Annotated in this window: 19 protein-coding genes and 1 pseudogene; 7 read left to right on the top strand and 13 right to left on the bottom strand. The window is 70.6% G+C overall.

Going from position 1 to position 18,119, the window contains the following annotated elements:
• Positions 1-69: 69 nt before the first annotated feature.
• Entirely contained in the window at positions 70-396 is a 327-nt protein-coding gene (locus tag G7Z13_RS14900) for a hypothetical protein (protein ID WP_165999587.1), read from the top strand.
• A gap of 49 nt (positions 397-445) precedes the next feature.
• Here G7Z13_RS14900 and G7Z13_RS14895 read toward each other — a convergent pair whose 3' ends face one another.
• Both G7Z13_RS14895 and G7Z13_RS14890 read right to left on the bottom strand, forming a co-directional pair.
• Positions 446-772, bottom strand: coding sequence for a hypothetical protein (locus G7Z13_RS14895; RefSeq protein ID WP_165999585.1), 327 nt, complete (start codon positions 770-772; stop codon positions 446-448).
• An 18-nt stretch (positions 773-790) separates the two neighbouring features.
• The gene (locus G7Z13_RS14890) at positions 791-2,482 is read right to left on the bottom strand and encodes a sodium:solute symporter family protein (protein ID WP_165999583.1); all 1,692 of its coding nucleotides are present in this window, start codon (positions 2,480-2,482) and stop codon (positions 791-793) included.
• A 190-nt stretch (positions 2,483-2,672) separates the two neighbouring features.
• On the opposite strand from G7Z13_RS14890, the gene galT reads away from it, so the two are divergent.
• The 3 genes from galT to galK are packed head-to-tail and all read left to right on the top strand — an operon-like array spanning position 2,673 to position 5,856.
• The gene (galT, locus tag G7Z13_RS14885) at positions 2,673-3,731 is read left to right on the top strand and encodes a galactose-1-phosphate uridylyltransferase (RefSeq protein WP_165999581.1); all 1,059 of its coding nucleotides are present in this window, start codon (positions 2,673-2,675) and stop codon (positions 3,729-3,731) included.
• A complete protein-coding gene (gene galE, locus G7Z13_RS14880) occupies positions 3,731-4,699 on the top strand; it encodes a UDP-glucose 4-epimerase GalE (protein ID WP_165999579.1) in 969 nt (322 codons plus the stop codon). The genes galT and galE overlap by 1 nt, the downstream gene beginning before the upstream one ends.
• A 2-nt stretch (positions 4,700-4,701) precedes the next feature.
• Entirely contained in the window at positions 4,702-5,856 is a 1,155-nt protein-coding gene (gene galK, locus G7Z13_RS14875; protein ID WP_165999577.1) for a galactokinase, read from the top strand.
• On the opposite strand, the gene G7Z13_RS14870 is transcribed toward galK, so the two are convergent.
• A complete protein-coding gene (locus G7Z13_RS14870) occupies positions 5,853-6,350 on the bottom strand; it encodes an N-acetyltransferase (RefSeq protein ID WP_206313076.1) in 498 nt (165 codons plus the stop codon). The two genes, galK and G7Z13_RS14870, sit on opposite strands and share 4 nt — an antisense overlap.
• Positions 6,351-6,599: 249 nt before the next feature.
• Between G7Z13_RS14870 and G7Z13_RS14865 the strand changes: the two genes are divergently transcribed.
• Positions 6,600-7,385 carry a response regulator transcription factor gene (locus G7Z13_RS14865; protein WP_165999574.1) on the top strand — a complete coding sequence of 262 codons (786 nt, stop codon included), beginning with the start codon at positions 6,600-6,602 and terminating at the stop codon, positions 7,383-7,385.
• Here G7Z13_RS14865 and tamR read toward each other — a convergent pair.
• Positions 7,344-7,841 carry a MarR family transcriptional regulator TamR gene (gene tamR, locus G7Z13_RS14860; protein ID WP_019753616.1) on the bottom strand — a complete coding sequence of 166 codons (498 nt, stop codon included), beginning with the start codon at positions 7,839-7,841 and terminating at the stop codon, positions 7,344-7,346. The two genes, G7Z13_RS14865 and tamR, sit on opposite strands and share 42 nt — an antisense overlap.
• Positions 7,842-7,914: 73 nt before the next feature.
• On the opposite strand from tamR, the gene G7Z13_RS14855 reads away from it, so the two are divergent.
• On the top strand, positions 7,915-8,706 hold the full coding sequence (locus G7Z13_RS14855; protein WP_165999572.1) for a trans-aconitate 2-methyltransferase: 792 nt from the start codon (positions 7,915-7,917) through the stop codon (positions 8,704-8,706).
• A 4-nt stretch (positions 8,707-8,710) separates the two neighbouring features.
• Here the strand turns inward: G7Z13_RS14855 and G7Z13_RS14850 are convergent, their stop codons facing one another.
• The 4 genes and pseudogenes from G7Z13_RS14850 to G7Z13_RS14835 form a co-directional block, all read right to left on the bottom strand.
• Positions 8,711-8,962, bottom strand: coding sequence for a type II toxin-antitoxin system RelE/ParE family toxin (locus tag G7Z13_RS14850; protein WP_165999570.1), 252 nt, complete (start codon positions 8,960-8,962; stop codon positions 8,711-8,713).
• Positions 8,959-9,209 (bottom strand): annotated as a pseudogene (locus G7Z13_RS14845) (type II toxin-antitoxin system Phd/YefM family antitoxin). The gene G7Z13_RS14850 and the pseudogene G7Z13_RS14845 overlap by 4 nt, the downstream one beginning before the upstream one ends.
• 41 nt (positions 9,210-9,250) lie before the next feature.
• Positions 9,251-9,928 carry a TetR/AcrR family transcriptional regulator gene (locus G7Z13_RS14840; protein WP_165999567.1) on the bottom strand — a complete coding sequence of 226 codons (678 nt, stop codon included), beginning with the start codon at positions 9,926-9,928 and terminating at the stop codon, positions 9,251-9,253.
• Positions 9,925-10,941 (bottom strand): fatty acid desaturase, encoded by a 1,017-nt coding sequence (locus G7Z13_RS14835; protein WP_165999565.1) that lies wholly within the window; start codon positions 10,939-10,941, stop codon positions 9,925-9,927. Before G7Z13_RS14835 ends, G7Z13_RS14840 begins: the two co-directional genes overlap by 4 nt.
• Before the next feature lie 289 nt (positions 10,942-11,230).
• On the opposite strand from G7Z13_RS14835, the gene ppc reads away from it, so the two are divergent.
• Positions 11,231-13,963 (top strand): phosphoenolpyruvate carboxylase, encoded by a 2,733-nt coding sequence (ppc, locus tag G7Z13_RS14830; RefSeq protein ID WP_165999563.1) that lies wholly within the window; start codon positions 11,231-11,233, stop codon positions 13,961-13,963.
• 72 nt (positions 13,964-14,035) lie between these two features.
• Here ppc and G7Z13_RS14825 read toward each other — a convergent pair whose 3' ends face one another.
• From G7Z13_RS14825 to G7Z13_RS14805, 5 genes are all read right to left on the bottom strand, one after another.
• Entirely contained in the window at positions 14,036-14,806 is a 771-nt protein-coding gene (locus G7Z13_RS14825) for an LPXTG cell wall anchor domain-containing protein (protein ID WP_165999561.1), read from the bottom strand.
• Between the two features lie 219 nt (positions 14,807-15,025).
• Positions 15,026-15,514: a hypothetical protein gene (locus G7Z13_RS14820; protein ID WP_165999559.1), complete on the bottom strand. Its 489-nt coding sequence runs from the start codon at positions 15,512-15,514 to the stop codon at positions 15,026-15,028.
• Positions 15,515-15,585: 71 nt separating this feature from the next.
• Entirely contained in the window at positions 15,586-16,188 is a 603-nt protein-coding gene (gene pth, locus G7Z13_RS14815; protein WP_165999557.1) for an aminoacyl-tRNA hydrolase, read from the bottom strand.
• An 85-nt stretch (positions 16,189-16,273) separates the two neighbouring features.
• Positions 16,274-16,873: a 50S ribosomal protein L25/general stress protein Ctc gene (locus tag G7Z13_RS14810; protein ID WP_165999555.1), complete on the bottom strand. Its 600-nt coding sequence runs from the start codon at positions 16,871-16,873 to the stop codon at positions 16,274-16,276.
• A gap of 185 nt (positions 16,874-17,058) precedes the next feature.
• Positions 17,059-18,039 carry a ribose-phosphate diphosphokinase gene (locus G7Z13_RS14805; RefSeq protein WP_165999553.1) on the bottom strand — a complete coding sequence of 327 codons (981 nt, stop codon included), beginning with the start codon at positions 18,037-18,039 and terminating at the stop codon, positions 17,059-17,061.
• Positions 18,040-18,119: the final 80 nt, after the last annotated feature.

Below are 18,119 nucleotides of genomic sequence, written 5' to 3'. Positions count from 1 at the left end.
CCTCGACCACCCCCTCGACGGCGCAGCCACCCGCCTCGTCCGCCCCTACCTCCAAGAGGTGGCCGCCTGATGGAGCAGCCGCAGTCCACCGATCCGGAGCCCGCCGTCCGCCTGTTGCCGTGGACCTCTCCCGAGGGCGAACCCTGCTGTCTCCTGCCCGGCACCGGAGACGGGTACCTCTCCCGGCTGGCCGACTCCGCCGAAGCGCGGCAGCTCGCCGTCGGCGCCGACGTGCTCGCCGTCACCCGGCAGGTTCTCGACGACCCCCTGTCCCCGCACGCCGAGTTGCGGTACGCCGGGCTGCGGCTCGCCGAGTGTCCGGGTGCCGCGCTGCGGGTCGCCGAGTCGCGTGGGATGCGGCTCACGGGGGACGGCTCCCACCGCGGGGGCGCCTAGACATGCGAAGGGCCGGGACCCTCGCGTGGGTCCCGGCCCCGTATCCGGTCTACTCGGCCCGCTTCTCCTCCGGAACCACATCCGGCGGCGGCGGGGCCGTGGGCCGGAGCTTCAGCCAGATGAGGAAGAACAGGCCCAGGGCCAGCATGCCCAGGCCGGTCCAGAGGTTGATGTTGACGCCCTGGGCCTTGTCGATCGCGGCGTCGTCGTCGGTGAGGCCGGCGATGGTGACGATGACGCCGTAGATCACGAAGAGGCCGCCGATGATGCGGCGGATGTCGAAGAGGCGGGCCGCGGTCGCGGACTTGCCCTCCAGTTCCGTGACCTCGCGCAGGACGTCCTGCTCGCTGTACCCGTGCTCGGGGTGTTCGGACATGATGTGTCGGGCCTCCGGTCAGAACGAGAACGGGATGTAGCAGGCGGCGGCCAGGATGACCGCGCTCCAGCCCAGCAGGGCCGGCTTGCGGTACCAGGCCTCGTCGCCGGGGGCGGGCGGCTCGGACATGCCGGGGGAGACGGTGCCGTAGACCAGGCCCTGGAGTTCCGCGGCCGGCTTGGGCTTGGTGAACAGGGAGACCGCCACCATGACGACCGCGCCGGCCACGAAGCCCGCGATCGCGGAGACGAAGTTGGCGCCCTGGTCGGAGGGGATGTCGACGATGCCCTGCTTGTAGATCCAGAAGTAGTTCACCATCGCCGCGGTGGTGCCCGCGATCAGGCCCCAGAAGCCGGACTTCATCGACGCCCGCTTCCAGAACATGCCGATGATGAAGACGACGAACATCGGCACGTTGAAGAAGGAGAACAGCGTCTGGAGGTAGCTCATGATGTTGGAGAAGGACGAGGCCAGGAACGCCGTGCCGATGGAGGCCAGCACACCGATCGCGGTGATCAGGCGCCCGAACCGCACGTAGTACGCGTCCTCGCGGCCGCGGACCACGTACTTCGCCCAGATGTCCGTGGTGAAGACGGTGTTGAAGGACGACACGTTCGCCGCCATGCCGGCCATGAACGCCGCCAGCAGGCCCGTCACCGCGATGCCCAGCACGCCGTTCGGCAGCAGGGACTCCATCAGGTACGGGATGGCGTCGTTGTACTGCAGGTCGGAGTCCGGTGTGCCGATCCGCGGGACCAGCGCCGCCGCGACCAGGCCCGGGATCATCACCAGGAAGACGATGAAGATCTTCGGGAAGGCGGCGATCAGCGGGGTGCGCTGGGCGGCGGAGAGGTTCTTCGCGGACAGGGCGCGCTGCACCTCGGCGAAGTTCGTCGTCCAGTAGCCGAAGGAGAGGACGAAGCCGAGGCCGAGGACGATCGTCAGCCAGTTGGCGCCCAGCGGGTTGGCCTCGCCGATGCCGGTGCCGCCCCAGGAGGTCATGAAGTCGCCGCCGTGCTGGGCGGTGAGCTTGTCGGAGAGCCCGTCCCAGCCGCCGACCGACTTCAGCCCGAGCACCGTGATCGGGATGAGCGCGGCCAGGATCACGAAGAACTGCAGCACCTCGTTGTAGATCGCCGAGGACAGGCCGCCCAGGGTGATGTACGCCAGGACGAAGAAGCCGGCGACCACGATCGCCACCCACTCCGGCCAGCCCAGCAGCGCCTCGACGACGATGGCGAGGGCGTAGAGGTTGACGCCGGCGATCAGGATGGCGGCGAAGGCGAACAGGATCGAGCTGAGCAGGTGCGCCGCCTTGTCGAAGCGCAGCAGCAGGAACTCGGGGACCGAGCGCACCTTCGAGCCGTAGTAGAAGGGCATCATCACCAGGCCGAGGAAGACCATGGCCGGGATGGCGCCGATCCAGTACCAGTGGGTGGTGTAGACGCCGTACTGCGCGCTGTTGGCCGCCATGCCCAGGATCTCGGTCGCGCCCAGGTTGGCGGCGATGAACGCCAGACCGGTGACCCAGGCGGGCAGGGAGCGGCCGGAGAGGAAGAAGTCGAGGCTGGTCTTCACCGAGCGCCTGGCGGCGAAGCCGATGCCCAGGACGACGACGAAGTAGATCCCGAGGATCGTGTAGTCGAGCCAGTTCGTGGGGAGTCGCAGCTCGGCCGCCAGCTGTGAGGCGGCGTATGTGGGGGTTTGCATAAGTACTCGCTTCGTTGCGCGAACTGATCCGTGGCGGAACCTACGCCTCCGCGTTCAGTAATTGAACACTTTTGGTGATGCTCTTTGTTTGATTGTGATGTTGACGGTCGTGGTGAGTTGTGTTTCGATGTGTTTGGTTCTGTTTGATGGGTGGGCTTAGCGATGGGGTGGCCCGAATGAGGAGTCCGCGGTGAAGAAGACCTCGACCCGGCTGGCGGACGGTCGTGAGCTGATCTACTACGACCTGCGCGACGACGCCGTGCGCGACGCGGTCGACCGCCGTCCGCTGGACCGGACCGTGACGACCTCCGAGATCCGCCACGACGAGCTGCTCGGCGACTCCGTCGCCATCGCCTCGCACCGGCAGGGCCGCACCTACCACCCGCCGGCCGACGAGTGCCCGCTGTGCCCGTCCGAGGGCGACCGGCTCAGCGAGATCCCCGACACGTCGTACGACGTCGTGGTCTTCGAGAACCGTTTCCCCTCGCTGGCCGGCGACTCCGGCCGCTGCGAGGTCGTCTGCTTCACCTCCGACCACACCTCGTCCTTCGCCGACCTGAGCGAGGAGCAGGCGCGGCTGGTCCTGGACGCCTGGACCGACCGGACGTCGGAGCTTTCCCATCTGCCCTCCGTGGAACAGGTGTTCTGCTTCGAGAACCGGGGTGCCGAGATCGGGGTCACCCTCCAGCACCCGCACGGGCAGATCTACGCCTACCCGTTCACCACCCCGCGCACCGCCCTGATGCTGCGTTCGCTCGCCGCCCACAAGGACGCCACCGGCGGAGAGAACCTGTTCGACGCCGTCCTTCAGCGGGAACTGGCCGGCGAGCGGGTCGTCCTTGAGGGTGAACACTGGGCGGCCTTCGTCCCGTACGCCGCCCACTGGCCGTACGAGGTCCACCTGTACCCCAAGCGCCGCGTGCCCGACCTGCTGGCGCTCGGCGAGGAGGCGCGCTCAGAGTTCCCCCAGGTTTATCTGGAACTCTTGAGGCGCTTCGACCGGATCTTCGGCGAGGGTGAGCCGCCGACGCCGTACATCGCCGCCTGGCACCAGGCGCCCTTCGGCCAACTGGAGGAGTTCGAGGGCGTCACACGTGACGACTTCGCGCTCCACCTGGAGCTTTTCACCATCCGACGGACTTCCGGCAAGCTGAAGTACCTCGCGGGTTCCGAGTCCGGCATGAGCGTGTTCATCAACGACGTGCCGCCGGAGCGCGCGGCCGAGCGACTGCGAGAGGTAGCGAGTTGATGAGTGGTAGGTACCTGGTCACGGGAGGCGCGGGATACGTCGGCAGCGTGGTCGCCCGGCATCTGCTGGAGGCGGGCGCCGAGGTCACCGTCCTGGACAACCTCTCCACCGGCTTCCGCGAGGGCGTCCCCGCCGGGGCCGCGTTCATCGAGGGCGACATCCGCGACGCCGCCAAGTGGCTCGACTCCTCCTACGACGCCGTGCTGCACTTCGCCGCCTTCTCCCAGGTCGGCGAGTCGGTGGTCAAGCCGGAGAAGTACTGGGACAACAACGTCGGCGGCACCATGGCGCTGCTCGCCGCGATGCGCGAGGCCGGCGTGCGCAAGCTCGTCTTCTCCTCCACCGCCGCCACCTACGGCGAGCCCGTCAGCACGCCCATCACCGAGACCGACCCGACCGCCCCCACCTCCCCCTACGGCGCCTCCAAGCTCGCCGTCGACCACATGATCACCGGCGAGGCCAGGGCCCACGGCCTCGGCGCCGTCTCGCTGCGCTACTTCAACGTGGCCGGCGCCTACGGCACCTGCGGCGAGCGCCACGACCCCGAGTCCCACCTCATCCCGCTCGTCCTCCAGGTCGCCCAGGGCCGCCGCGACGCCATCTCCGTCTACGGCGACGACTACCCCACCCCGGACGGCACCTGCATCCGCGACTACATCCACGTCGCGGACCTCGCCGAGGCCCACCTGCTGGCCCTGAAGGCCACCGCGCCCGGCGAGCACCTGATCTGCAACCTCGGCAACGGCAACGGCTTCTCCGTCCGCGAGGTCATCGAGACCGCCCGCCGGGTCACCGGCCACCCCATCCCCGAGGTGACCGCCCCGCGCCGCGGCGGCGACCCCGCGGTCCTGGTGGCCTCCGCCGCCACCGCCCGCGAGAAGCTGGGCTGGAACCCGACCCGCGCGGACCTCGCGGGCATCGTCGCGGACGCGTGGGAGTTCGCGCAGTACATCGCAAGGGAGCAGTGAGCGTGGGCGCACAGCAGGTGCGGGACGACTTCGTCCGGCTGTACGGGGCCGAACCCGAGGGCGTCTGGGCGGCGCCGGGCCGCGTCAATCTCATCGGTGAGCACACCGACTACAACGACGGCTTCGTGATGCCCTTCGCGCTGCCCCACACCGCCGTCGCCGCCGTCGCCCGGCGCACCGACGGCCTGCTGCGGCTGCACTCCGCCGACGTCGAGGGCGGCGTCACACAGCTGCGCCTGGACGACCTCGCACCGGAGACGGACAAGGGCTGGACCGCCTACCCCGCGGGCGTCGTCTGGGCGCTGCGCGAGGCCGGGCACCCGGTGACCGGCGCCGACATCCACCTCGCCTCCACCGTCCCCGCGGGCGCCGGCCTGTCCTCGTCGGCCGCCCTGGAGGTCGTCGTCGCCCTCGCCCTGAACGACCTGTACGAGCTGGGCCTGAAGGGCTGGCAGCTGGCCCGCCTGTGCCAGCGCGCCGAGAACGTCTACGTCGGCGCCCCCGTCGGCATCATGGACCAGACCGCCTCCGCCTGCTGCACCGACGGCCACGCCCTCTTCCTCGACACCCGCGACCTGTCGCAGAAGCAGATCCCCTTCGACCTCGCCGCCGAGGGCATGCGCCTGCTGGTGGTCGACACCCGGGTCAAGCACGAGCACTCCACCGGCGAGTACGGCAAGCGCCGCGCCGGCTGCGAGAAGGGCGCCGCACTGCTCGGCGTGGACGCCCTGCGCGACGTCCCGTACGCGGAACTCGACGCGGCGCTGGAGCGGCTCGGCGACGACGAGGAGGTGCGCCGCCTGGTCCGGCACGTGGTGACCGAGGACGAGCGGGTCGAGCGGGTCGTCGCCCTGCTGGAGTCCGGCGACACCCGGGCGATCGGCCCGGTCCTCACCGAGGGCCACGCCTCGCTGCGCGACGACTTCCGGATTTCCTGCCCGGAGCTGGACCTGGTCGTGGACACCGCGCTCGCGGCGGGCGCGCTGGGCGCCCGGATGACCGGCGGCGGCTTCGGCGGCTCGGCGATCGTCCTCACCGAGGCGGCCGACGTCGACACGGTCACCAAGGCCGTCGAGGAGGCCTTCGCCGCGGCCGGCTTCACCGCGCCGCGGGTGTTCGAGGCGGTGCCGTCACCGGGGGCGCGGCGGATCGGCTAGCCCCGCCCCGCCCGGAGCGGGTTTCTCTCGAACCGGTTCGTCCAGAACCTCTTCACCAGGGTGTACTCGGTGATCCCCGGCGGATAGTCGGGGATCACGCACACCACCTCGTATCCCCGCTTCTCGTAGAAGCCGGGCGCCTGGAAGTCCCAGGTCTCCAACCGCGCGGCCCCGCAGCCGCGTTCGTCGCGGGCGACGCGCTCCGCCTCGGCCAGCAGCCGGCCGCCCAGACCGGCGCCCCGGTGCGGCGCGTCGACCCACAGGTACGTCACGTGCAGCCAGGTCGCCCAGGTGTGGCCGACCAGCCCGCCCGCCAGTTCGCCCGTCTCGTCCGACGCCCAGACGTGCAACGGCACTTCGCGCGCCCCCGGCGTGCCTCTCAGCGCCGCCAGCACCGGCGAGGCCGCGGAGTTGGTGTCGCGCAGCCGCGAACGGAGAAGATCGCGCCGGGCCTTGTCGACTTCTGTCTCCAGACGAAACATGCGGCTCACCATAAACGCGGCAGACTGCCAGTTCTGCAAATAACCTTCCGCCGCGGCCACCCGCCCGTACTCTGAGGAACTGGCACCGGTGGGGGCCGGTGCTGTTTCAGGGGGCGAGACAAAGTCGGGTACGGCGCTCGCGGCGGGGGTAGCAGTCATGGCACGGCGGTGGCCGTGCGGTCGTGGTCGCCACACCGCCCGGGCGCCGTACCCGCGCCGGTTCTTCGTGTTCCGGGTTTGTCCGGACCAGTGGGGGTATCAGTGGTTCGCATCCGAGTCCTGGTCGTCGACGACCACCGCATCTTCGCCGAGTCGCTGGCGGCCGCCCTGGCCGCCGAACCCGACGTCGACGTGTCCGCGGCGGGCAGCGGCCCGGCCGCGCTGCGCAGCCTGGAACGCGCGGCGGCCGAGGGCCGGCGGTTCGACGTCCTGCTCGTGGACGCCGACCTCGGCGGGGGCCTGGCCGCGCCGCTGCCCCGGCCCGCGGTGGCCGCCGTACCCGCGCCGCGCGAGAGCGGCGAGGACGGCGCCGTCGACGGGATCTCCCTGGTCACCAGCGTGCGCTCGGCACACCCCGGAGTGCGGATCGTGGTCCTCGCGGAGAAGGACGACCCGCGCCGGGCGGCCCTCGCGCTGCAGGCGGGCGCCTCCGGGTGGGTCGCGAAGGACTGCTCCCTGTCCCGGCTGCTCACCGTGATCCGCGGGGTGCTGCGGGACGAGACGCATCTGCCGCCCGCACTGCTCACCGGCGTGCTGCGCGAGCTGACCGCCGCGCGCCGGCACCGCACCGAGAGCGAGCGGCTGGTGGAGTCGCTGACCCCGCGCGAGCGGGAGGTGCTGCGCTGCATGGTGGCGGGGCTCGGCCGCAAGGCGGTGGCCGAGCGGCTGTTCCTCAGCCCGCACACGGTGCGTACGCACATGCAGAACGTGCTGGGCAAGCTGGGGGTGCACTCCACGCTCGCCGCCGTCGCGCTCGCCCGGCGGGCCGGGGTGGGGCCGGCCGACCTAACCGGGGATGTTGTCGAACGGGGCGGTCAGCTGGCGTAGCAGGGCGGCCAGTTCCCCGCGCTGGGCGCGGGACAGCTCGGCGAGGATGGCGCGCTCCTGGTCCAGCAGCCCGGCCAGCGCCTGGTCGGCGCGGTCGCGGCCCTCGTCGGTGAGGCGGACCAGCACCCCGCGCCGGTCGCTGGGGTCGGGCAGCCGCTCCACCAGGCCCTTCTTGGCGAGCCGGTCGATCCGGTTGGTCATCGTCCCGGACGTCACCAGGGTCTGCGTCAGCAGCTGACCGGGGGAGAGCTGGTAGGGCGTGCCCGCGCGCCGCAGCGCGGTCAGCACGTCGAACTCCCAGGGCTCCAGGCTGTGCTCGGAGAAGGCCAGCCGACGGGCGCGGTCCAGATGCCGGGCGAGCCTGCTCACCCGGCTGAGCACCTCGAGTGGTTCCACGTCGAGGTCCGGGCGCTCCCGGCGCCACGCCGCGACCAGCCGATCGACCTCGTCCTCCATGGCGATCAGTGTAGTGGTTGTGTCGACGTGAAGTCTCTTGACGTCAAGAGACCTGGCTTGTCACGCTGCCGTCATGGCTGATCCGACCTGGGACCCCGCGCAGTACCTGCGTCACGCCGGCCCTCGCGCCCGCCCCTTCGCCGACCTCCTGGCCCGCGTCCCGGACCTTTCCGCCGGACCGCCCCGCATCGCCGACCTCGGCTGCGGCCCCGGCACCCTGACGGCCCTCCTCGCGCAGCGCTGGCCCACCGCCCGTGTCACGGGCTACGACAACTCGCCCGAGATGCTCGCCCGGGCCACCGGTGGGCCCACCCCGGGCGGCGGCCGCCTGGACTTCCGCGCGGCCGACGTCCGCACCTGGACGCCCGCCGGACCGCACCACCTGATCATCAGCAACGCCACCCTCCAGTGGATCCCCGGTCACGCCGACCGCTTCCCCGACTGGATCGCCGCCCTCACCCCCGGCGGCACCCTCGCCTTCCAGGTCCCCGGCAACTTCGACGCCCCCAGCCACCGGCTGCTGCGGGAGACGGCCCAGCGCCACGGCCTCGCCGGGGTCGTGCGGCACGAGAACGCCGTCCTCACGCCGGTGGACTACCTGAGCCGCCTGACGGACCTCGGCTGTGAGACCGACGTCTGGGAGACGACGTACGTCCATCTCCTCAAGGGCGAGGACCCGGTCCTGGACTGGGTGAAGGGCACGGCCCTGCGCCCGGTGCTCACGGCCCTCGCCGACGATCCCGAGGCCCGGGAGGATGTCGTACGCGCCTACCGCGACGCCCTGCGCGAGGCGTACCCGCCGACCCGGCACGGCACGCCGTTCCCGTTCCGCCGGGTGTTCGCGGTGGCACGGCGTGGCAGGTGAGCCCTCATCGGGGTCTGCGGCCCAGGTGGGTGGCCAGGATGTGGATCGTGCCGTCGTCGATGACGTACAGGACTCGGTAGTCGCCGACCCGGAGGCGCCGGATACCGGGGCCGTAGGCGACGGAGTTGGCGGGGCGGGGGTGCTCGGCGAGTCCGTCGACGGCTTCGTAAACGGCGGCGAGCCGTGACGGGTCGTCTTTGAGGAACCGCACGGCCGCGTTCGTGGCCTCCGGCTCCCAGACGATGCGGTAGGTCACGGGCGCAGCCCCAGGACGCGCCCGACTTCCTCGTGCGGGATGCCTTCGCCGATCTTGCCCTCGGCCTTGCGTCGCTCATAGTCGGCGACCGCCAGGGCGTCCTCGAGATCCTCTATCCCTGAGGAGACACCAGCAGTGCGGCCACGTGGCCGTGGTCGGTGATGGCGATGGTCTCGCGGCTGTGGGCCGCGCGGCGGACCAGGTCGCCGAGCTGGGAACGGGCCGCGCTGATCGTGATCTCGGTCATGTGCACACGGTGCCACAAGATTAACCTTGTGGTCGCTGCGCTCAGCTCTTGCGGTGCCCGATCAACCGCGGCTTGGGCTCCAGGCCGTCCAGGCCGTGCCAGGCGAGGTTCACCAGGTGGGCCGCGACCTCCGCCTTCTTCGGGCGGCGGACCTCCAGCCACCACTGGCCGGTCAGGGCGACCATCCCGACCAGGGCCTGGGCGTACAGCGGCGCCAGCTTCGGGTCGAAGCCGCGGCTCTTGAACTCCTTGCCGAGGATGTCCTCCACCTGCGTGGCGATGTCCGAGATCAGCGAGGCGAAGGAGCCCGTGGACTGGGGGATGGGGGAGTCGCGGACGAGGATCCGGAAGCCGTCCGTGTACTCCTCGATGTAGTCCAGCAGCGCGAACGCCGCCTGTTCCAGCAGTTCGCGGGGGTGTCCGGCGGTCAGCGAGCCGGTCACCATGTCCAACAGGCGCCGCATCTCGCGGTCCACGACGACCGCGTACAGCCCTTCCTTGCCGCCGAAGTGCTCGTACACCACCGGCTTCGAGACCCCCGCCTTCGCGGCGATCTCCTCCACCGACGTGCCCTCGAAGCCCTTCGCGGCGAAGAGGGTGCGACCGATCTCCAGCAGCTGCTGGCGTCGCTCCGCACCGGTCATTCGGGTACGGCGCGCGCGCCGCGGCTTGTCACTGTTCGAGGTACTGCTGGAGTCGGTCGCCACGGCGTCCATCATGCCGCCTTGGCGGCCTCCTTCCGGCGCCGGGAACCGTCTTCCCCGGCGTTGCGGCGGGAATCGATACGCGAGCGTGACGGCCAGCGCACGTCATACGCCCAGCCGAGCTGTTCGAACCAACGGATCAGCCGGGCCGAGGAGTCCAGCTGGCCGCGCATCACACCGTGGCGCGCCGACGTGGGGTCCGCGTGGTGCAGGTTGTGCCAGGACTCGCCGCACGACAGGATCGCCAGCCACCACACGTTGCCCGAGCGGTCGCGCGACTTGAACGGGCGCTTGCCCACCGCGTGGCAGATCGAGTTGATCGACCACGTCACGTGGTGCAGCAGTGCCACCCGCACGAGCGAGCCCCAGAAGAACGCGGTGAACGCGCCCCACCAGGACATCGTCACCAGGCCGCCGATCAGCGCGGGCAGGCCCAGCGACACGATCGTCCACAGCACGAACTGACGGGAGATCGCGCGCAGCGTCCTGTCCTTGATCAGATCCGGCGCGTACTTGTCCTGCGGCGTCTGCTCTTCGTCGAACATCCATCCGATGTGCGCCCACCACAGGCCCTTGATCAGTGCGGGAACGGTCTCGCCGTACCGCCACGGGGAGTGCGGGTCACCCTCCGCGTCGGAGAACTTGTGGTGCTTGCGGTGGTCGGCCACCCAGCGGACGAGCGGGCCCTCCACCGCCATCGAGCCGGCGATGGCCAGCGCGATCTTCAGCGGGCGCTTGGCCTTGAACGAACCGTGGGTGAAGTGGCGGTGGAAGCCGATCGTGATGCCGTGGCAGCCGAGGAAGTAGAAGAAGACCAGCAGGCCGAGATCCAGCCAGCTCACGCCCCAGCCCCAGGCCAGCGGCACGGCCGCGACCAGGGCGAGGAACGGGACGATGATGAAGAGCAGCAGCGTGATTTGTTCGACGGACCGCTTCTTCTCACCGCCCAGCGTGGCGGACGGCACTGCGGCTGCGGAGTCGGCGGTCGACTGCGAGGCGTTGTGGATCACATCGGAGCTTGGGGTCATGGGCGTCCCCTGTGGGGTCGAGGGTCAAGAAGGATTCCGCGGTGCGGGACCGGGGCAGCTCCCTACGGTTCCGTAACCTACGGTGTCGTAAGTATGGCAGTGCCTTGCCCGGCGGCAAGAGCCCGAAAGCCTGCGCGTCAACGTGGACACCTATCCTTGATGTCGGTCGGACAGCGCGGTCCGCTCTGTTACTTCCCGGATGTCCGGCCCGTATGCGGCAAGCCGCCTTACGAGACGCCGTCCGGGTTCCCCTCCCAGACGAGCTTCAACACTGCAAGGAGCCGCACCTGTGAGCAGTGCCGACGACCAGACCACGACGAACAGCAGCGCGCTGCGCGCCGACATCCGCCGGCTGGGTGATCTCCTCGGTGAGACCCTGGTGCGGCAGGAAGGCCCCGAGCTGCTGGAGCTCGTCGAAAAGGTCCGCCGCCTCACCCGCGAGGACGGCGAGGCCGCCGCCGAGCTGCTGCGAGGCACCGAACTGGAGACCGCGGCCAAGCTGGTCCGCGCCTTCTCCACCTACTTCCACCTCGCCAACGTCACCGAGCAGGTGCACCGCGGCCGCGAACTGCGCGCCAGGCGCGCCGCCGAGGGCGGCCTGCTGGCCCGCACGGCCGACCGGCTCAAGGACGCCGACCCCGAACACCTGCGCGAGACGGTACGCAACCTCAACGTCCGCCCCGTCTTCACCGCCCACCCCACCGAGGCCGCGCGCCGCTCGGTGCTCAACAAGCTGCGCCGCATCGCCGCCCTCCTCGACACCCCCGTCCTCGACTCCGACCGGCGCCGCCACGACGTCCGCCTCGCCGAGAACATCGACCTCGTGTGGCAGACCGACGAACTGCGCGTCGTCCGCCCCGAACCGGCCGACGAGGCCCGCAACGCCATCTACTACCTGGACGAACTGCACGCCAACGCCGTCGGCGACGTCCTGGAAGACCTCACCGCCGAACTGGAACGCGTCGGCGTCACACTCCCCGACGACACCCGCCCGCTCACCTTCGGCACCTGGATCGGCGGCGACCGCGACGGCAACCCCAACGTCACCCCCCAGGTGACCTGGGACATCCTCATCCTCCAGCACGAGCACGGCATCAACGACGCGCTGGAGATGATCGACGAGCTGCGCGGCTTCCTGTCGAACTCCATCCGCTACAGCGGCGCCACCCCCGAGCTGCTGGCATCCCTGAAGGCCGACCTCGACAACCTGCCCGAGATCAGCCCCCGCTACAAGCGCCTCAACGCCGAGGAGCCCTACCGGCTCAAGGCCACCTGCATCCGGCAGAAGCTGGAGAACACCAAGCTCCGCCTCGCCAAGGGCACCCCGCACGAGCCCGGCCGCGACTACCTCGGCACCTCCGAGCTGCTGGCCGACCTCACCCTCATCCAGACCTCGCTGCGCGAGCACCGCGGCGGCCTGTTCGCCGAGGGCCGGATGAACCGCACCATCCGCACCCTGGCCGCCTTCGGCCTCCAGCTCGCCACCATGGACGTCCGCGAACACGCCGACGCCCACCACCACGCCCTCGGCCAGCTCTTCGACCGGCTCGGCGAGGAGTCCTGGCGGTACGCGGACATGCCCCGCGACTACCGCACCAAGCTGCTCGCCAAGGAACTCCGCTCGCGGCGGCCCCTCGCCCCCAGCCCGGCGCCCGTCGACGAGGCCGGCGCCAAGACCCTCGGCGTCTTCCAGACCGTCAAGCGGGCCCTGGAGGTCTTCGGACCCGAGGTCATCGAGTCGTACATCATCTCCATGTGCCAGGGCGCCGACGACGTCTTCGCCGCCGCCGTCCTCGCCCGCGAGGCCGGCCTCATCGACCTGCACGCCGGCTGGGCCAAGATCGGCATCGTGCCCCTCCTGGAGACCACCGACGAGCTGAAGGCCGCCGACACCATCCTCGAGGACATGCTCTCCGACCCGTCCTACCGGCGCCTCGTCGCGCTCCGGGGCGACGTCCAGGAGGTCATGCTCGGCTACTCCGACTCCTCCAAGTTCGGCGGCATCACCACCAGCCAGTGGGAGATCCACCGCGCCCAGCGCCGGCTGCGCGACGTCGCCCACCGCTACGGCGTGCGCCTGCGCCTCTTCCACGGCCGCGGCGGCACCGTCGGCCGCGGCGGCGGCCCCACCCACGACGCGATCCTCGCCCAGCCCTGGGGCACCCTCGAAGGCGAGATCAAGGTCACCGAGCAGGGCGAGGTCATCTCCGACAAGTACCTCATCCCGTCCCTGGCCCGCGAGAACCTGGAACTGACGGTCGCCGCCACCCTCCAGGCGTCCGCCCTGCACACCGCGCCCCGCCAGTCCACCGAGGCCCTCGCCCGCTGGGACGCCGCCATGGACGTCGTCTCCGACGCCGCCCACTCCGCCTACCGCCGCCTGGTCGAGGACCCCGACCTGCCGGCGTACTTCCTCGCCTCCACGCCGGTCGACCAGCTCGCCGACCTGCACCTGGGCTCCCGGCCCTCCCGCCGCCCCGGCTCCGGCGTCTCGCTCGACGGCCTGCGCGCCATCCCCTGGGTGTTCGGCTGGACCCAGTCCCGGCAGATCGTCCCCGGCTGGTTCGGCGTCGGCTCCGGCCTCAAGGCGCTGCGCGAGGCCGGCCTCGACACCGTGCTCGACGAGATGTACGGCCAGTGGCACTTCTTCCGGAACTTCATCTCCAACGTCGAGATGACCCTCGCGAAGACCGACCTGCGCATCGCCCGCCACTACGTCGACACCCTCGTCCCCGACGAGCTCAAGCACGTCTTCGACACCATCGAGGCGGAACACGAGCTGACCGTCCGCGAGGTCCTGCGCGTCACCGGCGAGGAGGAACTCCTCGACGCCCAGCCGGTGCTCAAGCAGACCTTCGCCATCCGCGACGCCTACCTGGACCCGATCTCCTACCTCCAGGTCGCCCTGCTCAAGCGGCACCGCGACGCGGCCGCCGCCGACGAGGAAGTCGACCCGCTGCTGTCGCGGGCGCTGCTGCTCACCGTCAACGGTGTCGCGGCGGGCCTGCGCAACACCGGCTGACCCCGCCCCGCGCACACGACGGCGCCCCCACGCTCACCGAGCGTGGGGGCGCCGCTTTCGTGCCGTACCGGGTCAGCCCTGCTGGGCCTTGCGGCGGCGGACCACCAGGAAGCCGCCCGCGGCCACCAGCGCCGCGGCCACGCCCGCCAGCAGGCCCACCGGGGCGCTGCTGCCGGTCTCGGCCAGGTCACCCTCGGTGCCGCCCTGCGGGGACGGGGACGCGGCCGGGGTGGCCGCACCGCTCTCCGAGGCGCCCGGGGTCGCGCCCTCGGACGGGCTGCCCGACGGGGCGTCCGACGGCGAGCCCGAGGGCGAGCCCGACGGGCCCTCGGAGGCGCCCTCGGACACGCTCGGGGACGCGCCCGGCGTCTCGGACGCACCGGTCGACTCCGACGGCGAGGCGGACGGCGTCGTACCGGGCTGGCCGCCCTCGTCCTCCTCGCAGTCCGTCCAGAACACCTTGTGCTTCGGGGCGCCGTGCTTGCCCTCGAAGGTCCAGAACAGCTTGTAGTGGCCGTCGGGGAGGGTCATGTCCGCCGTGCGCTCGTGGCCGTCGGCGTCCAGGGTCAGCGAGCCGGACTTCACCGTCTCGCCCTTGACGTCGGCGGTCGGCGCCCAGGCCTCGATGTGCCAGTCGACCTTCTGGCCCGCGTCGAAACCGAACGCGTCCAGGTAGAAGGTGCAGACGTGCGGCTCGTTCTTGCGCAGCTCCTCGCCGGTGGCCGCGTCATGGATCTTGACGGTGCCGTTGTCTCCCGGAGGGGTGGCGTGGGCGGCGGGGGACAGGAGCAGCGTGGCCGCGGCGACGGCGCACACGGCGCCGGCGCGGGGAAGGGTTCGCATGAAGCAGTAGTCCATCTTCGTGTGACGAACGGGGAAGATGTGGAGGGGGCGGCTCAGTTTGCGTCCCACCCCGGTGACGGATCAAGCACGAACAGGCAACGATCCAACGCTCCACGCACAGGACAACGGTGAAACCCGGTCAGACGTATCGGCCCATCCCGAAAACCGACCGTCACACCACCACGGAAACACCCGTCACACCACCGCGACCACCGGCGGTCACACCACCACGAACGCCGCCGTGATCAGCGCGAACCCCGCCCCCGCCAGCACCCACGCCGCCCGCACCCGCCGCAGACCCCCCGCGACCACCACCGACGCGAGCAGCAGCGCGCCCCCCATCGGCACCCAGGCGTACAGAACCCCCGCCGGACCCGAGCGCACCGCCTCGGCGCCGTCCGGCTTCAGCACCACCGCGTACGTCCGCCCCTCGCGCACCGCGGCCGAACGCTCCAGCACCACCCGCTCGCGAGGCTGCGAGCCCGGCGACAACGGCCGGTACGGACCGGCGCAGACGTCCTCGCCGCACCGCCCGACCTCGACGGTGCCGCGCTCCCGCCCCTTGGTGAGCATGACGTACTGCGCGGACCCCCACGAGGCCCACACACCGGCGACGAGGATCAGTGCCGTCACCGCGCCCATCGCCGCGAACCGGCCGAAGCGCAGCACGGCGTCCGCACCCTGACGGGAGACGACCGCAGAAGGCATGGCCGCGATCCTTGGCCATGCCCGCACGGCCAGTCAACTCGCGTAAGGGACAAGTCGGGAGTTGTACCAGGTCAGGAGTTGTACGCGCTCTGCGCCCGCTCCAGACCCTCGGTCACCAGACACTCCACCGCGTCCGCCGCCCGGTCCACGAACCAGTCCAGCTCCTTGCGCTCCGCCGACGAGAAGTCCCGCAGCACGAAGTCCGCCACCTGCATCCGCCCCGGCGGACGCCCGATCCCGCACCGCACCCGGTGATAGTCCGGACCCATCGCCTTCGTCATCGACTTCAGCCCGTTGTGCCCGTTGTCACCGCCGCCCAGCTTCAGCCGCAGCGTCCCGTAGTCGATGTCCAGCTCGTCGTGCACCGCCACGATGTGGCCCACCGGCACCTTGTAGAAGTCCCGCAGCGCGTTCACCGGACCACCCGACAGGTTCATGTACGACATCGGCTTCGCCAGGACCACCCGCCGGCTCGCCGGCCCCGGCGGACCGATCCGGCCCTCCACGACCTGCGCCTGCGCCTTGCCCGCCCGCTTGAACCTGCCACCGATCCGCTCCGCCAGCAGATCCGCCACCATGAAACCGACGTTGTGCCGGTTCATCGCGTACTCCGGCCCCGGATTCCCCAGCCCCACGATCAGCCAGGGCGCACCCGCGTCGGTCGTCACGTCCATGTCTCCTTGGATACGCGCCAGCCGCCGTCCCCCACGAAAGAACCCCCCGGGAAGACAGCGGCTGACGAAACGACGAAGCTGAGGATCAGGCCTCGGCGGACCCTTCGCCGCCCTCGGCACCCTCGCCCTCGGCGGCCTCCTCGGCCTGCGCGGCCAGGACCTGCAGCACCACGGCGTCCTCCTCGACGGCCAGCGTGGTGCCCTTCGGCAGCTCGATGTCCTTGGCCAGGACGGAGGCACCGGCCGCCAGACCCTCCACGGACACCGTCACGGCCTCCGGGATGTGCGTGGCCTCGGTCTCCACCGGCAGCGCGTTCAGCACGTGCTCCAGCAGGTTGCCACCCGGGGCCAGCTCGCCCTCGGTGTGGACCGGGATCTCCACCGTGACCTTCTCGCCCCGCTGGACCAGCTGCAGGTCGACGTGCTCCAGGAAGCCCTTCAGCGGGTCACGCTGCACGGCCTTCGGAATCGCCAGCTCCTGGGTCTTGCCGTCGATGTCCAGCGAGATCAGGACGTTCGGCGTACGCAGCGCCAGCAGCAGGTCGTGACCCGGGAAGGTCAGGTGCAGCGGGTCGGAACCGTGGCCGTACAGCACACCCGGAACCTTGTTGTCACGGCGGATACGACGGGCGGCACCCTTACCGAACTCGGTACGGGTCTCGGCGGTGAGCTTCACCTCGGACATGATGATCACTCCTCGTAGGAAGCGGAACGGACGGGTCACCCGGCCACGAACGGCCTGCTACGAAGAGCGCGTCGATAACGGACCGCCGTACCGCACGGGTACGGCCTCCCTCGCCGAGCAACCCGAGAAGTCTACTCGGCGGGGAGGCCGCCGGAAAAATCGATCAGGCAGAAGCCCCGCCAGGCCTACTGCTCGTCGAACAGGCTCGTCACCGAACCGTCCTCGAACACCTCACGCACCGCCCGCGCGATCGTCGGCGCGATCGACAGCACCGTCAGCTTGTCCAGATCCCGCGCCAGCTCACCCGGCGTCGGCAGCGTGTTCGTGAACACGAACTCGCTCACCCGCGAGTTCTTCAGCCGGTCCGCCGCCGGACCCGACAGCACACCGTGCGTCGCCGTCACGATCACGTCCTCCGCACCGTGCGCGAACAGCGCGTCCGCCGCGGCGCAGATCGTGCCACCCGTGTCGATCATGTCGTCGACCAGGACACACACCCGGCCCTTGACCTCGCCCACGACCTCGTGGACCGTCACCTGGTTCGCCACGTCCTTGTCACGCCGCTTGTGCACGATCGCCAGCGGCGCACCCAGCCGGTCGCACCAGCGGTCCGCGACCCGCACCCGGCCCGCGTCCGGCGACACGACCGTCAGCTTCTCCCGGTCCACCCGCTTGCCCACGTAGTCCGCCAGCAGCGGCAGCGCGAACAGGTGGTCCACCGGACCGTCGAAGAAGCCCTGGATCTGGTCCGTGTGCAGATCCACGGTCAGGATGCGGTCCGCACCCGCCGTCTTCATCAGATCCGCGATCAGCCGCGCCGAGATCGGTTCCCGGCCACGGTGCTTCTTGTCCTGCCGCGCGTAACCGTAGAACGGCACGATGACCGTGATGGAACGGGCCGACGCACGCTTCAGCGCGTCGATCATGATCAGCTGCTCCATGATCCACTTGTTGATCGGAGCCGTGTGGCTCTGGATCAGGAAGCAGTCCGCGCCACGCGCCGACTCCTGGTAGCGGACATAGATCTCGCCATTGGCGAAGTCGAAGGCCTTCGTCGGGACGACCCCGACACCCAGCTGGTGGGCGACCTCCTCGGCAAGCTCGGGGTGGGCGCGGCCGGAGAAGAACATCATCTTCTTCTCGCCGGTCGTCTTGATCCCGGTCACAGCACTTTCTCCTCAGAGGTGTCTCAGCTGGGGTGTTGACACGACGTCTCGCAGCTGGGGCGCGAGATCCGTCGTCTCAG

It is taken from the genome of Streptomyces sp. JB150 (assembly GCF_011193355.1).
Lineage (GTDB): Bacteria > Actinomycetota > Actinomycetes > Streptomycetales > Streptomycetaceae > Streptomyces.
Note: the sequence above shows the minus strand (reverse complement) of the source record. Positions and strands in the feature narration are given on the sequence as shown.

Excerpts from the sequence above, each read along its gene's own strand:
- G7Z13_RS14895 (WP_165999585.1), bottom strand. The coding sequence starts at position 772 with ATGTCCGAACACCCCGAGCACGGGTACAGCGAGCAGGACGTCCTGCGC.
- G7Z13_RS14890 (WP_165999583.1), bottom strand. The coding sequence starts at position 2,482 with ATGCAAACCCCCACATACGCCGCCTCACAGCTGGCGGCCGAGCTGCGA.
- tamR (WP_019753616.1), bottom strand. The coding sequence starts at position 7,841 with ATGGAGGACGAGGTCGATCGGCTGGTCGCGGCGTGGCGCCGGGAGCGC.
- G7Z13_RS14870 (WP_206313076.1), bottom strand. The coding sequence starts at position 6,350 with ATGGTGAGCCGCATGTTTCGTCTGGAGACAGAAGTCGACAAGGCCCGG.
- G7Z13_RS14855 (WP_165999572.1), top strand. The coding sequence starts at position 7,915 with ATGGCTGATCCGACCTGGGACCCCGCGCAGTACCTGCGTCACGCCGGC.
- pth (WP_165999557.1), bottom strand. The coding sequence starts at position 16,188 with ATGGACGTGACGACCGACGCGGGTGCGCCCTGGCTGATCGTGGGGCTG.
- G7Z13_RS14810 (WP_165999555.1), bottom strand. The coding sequence starts at position 16,873 with ATGTCCGAGGTGAAGCTCACCGCCGAGACCCGTACCGAGTTCGGTAAG.
- galE (WP_165999579.1), top strand. The coding sequence starts at position 3,731 with ATGAGTGGTAGGTACCTGGTCACGGGAGGCGCGGGATACGTCGGCAGC.
- G7Z13_RS14835 (WP_165999565.1), bottom strand. The coding sequence starts at position 10,941 with ATGACCCCAAGCTCCGATGTGATCCACAACGCCTCGCAGTCGACCGCC.
- G7Z13_RS14900 (WP_165999587.1), top strand. The coding sequence starts at position 70 with ATGGAGCAGCCGCAGTCCACCGATCCGGAGCCCGCCGTCCGCCTGTTG.
- G7Z13_RS14840 (WP_165999567.1), bottom strand. The coding sequence starts at position 9,928 with ATGATGGACGCCGTGGCGACCGACTCCAGCAGTACCTCGAACAGTGAC.
- G7Z13_RS14825 (WP_165999561.1), bottom strand. The coding sequence starts at position 14,806 with ATGCGAACCCTTCCCCGCGCCGGCGCCGTGTGCGCCGTCGCCGCGGCC.
- G7Z13_RS14820 (WP_165999559.1), bottom strand. The coding sequence starts at position 15,514 with ATGCCTTCTGCGGTCGTCTCCCGTCAGGGTGCGGACGCCGTGCTGCGC.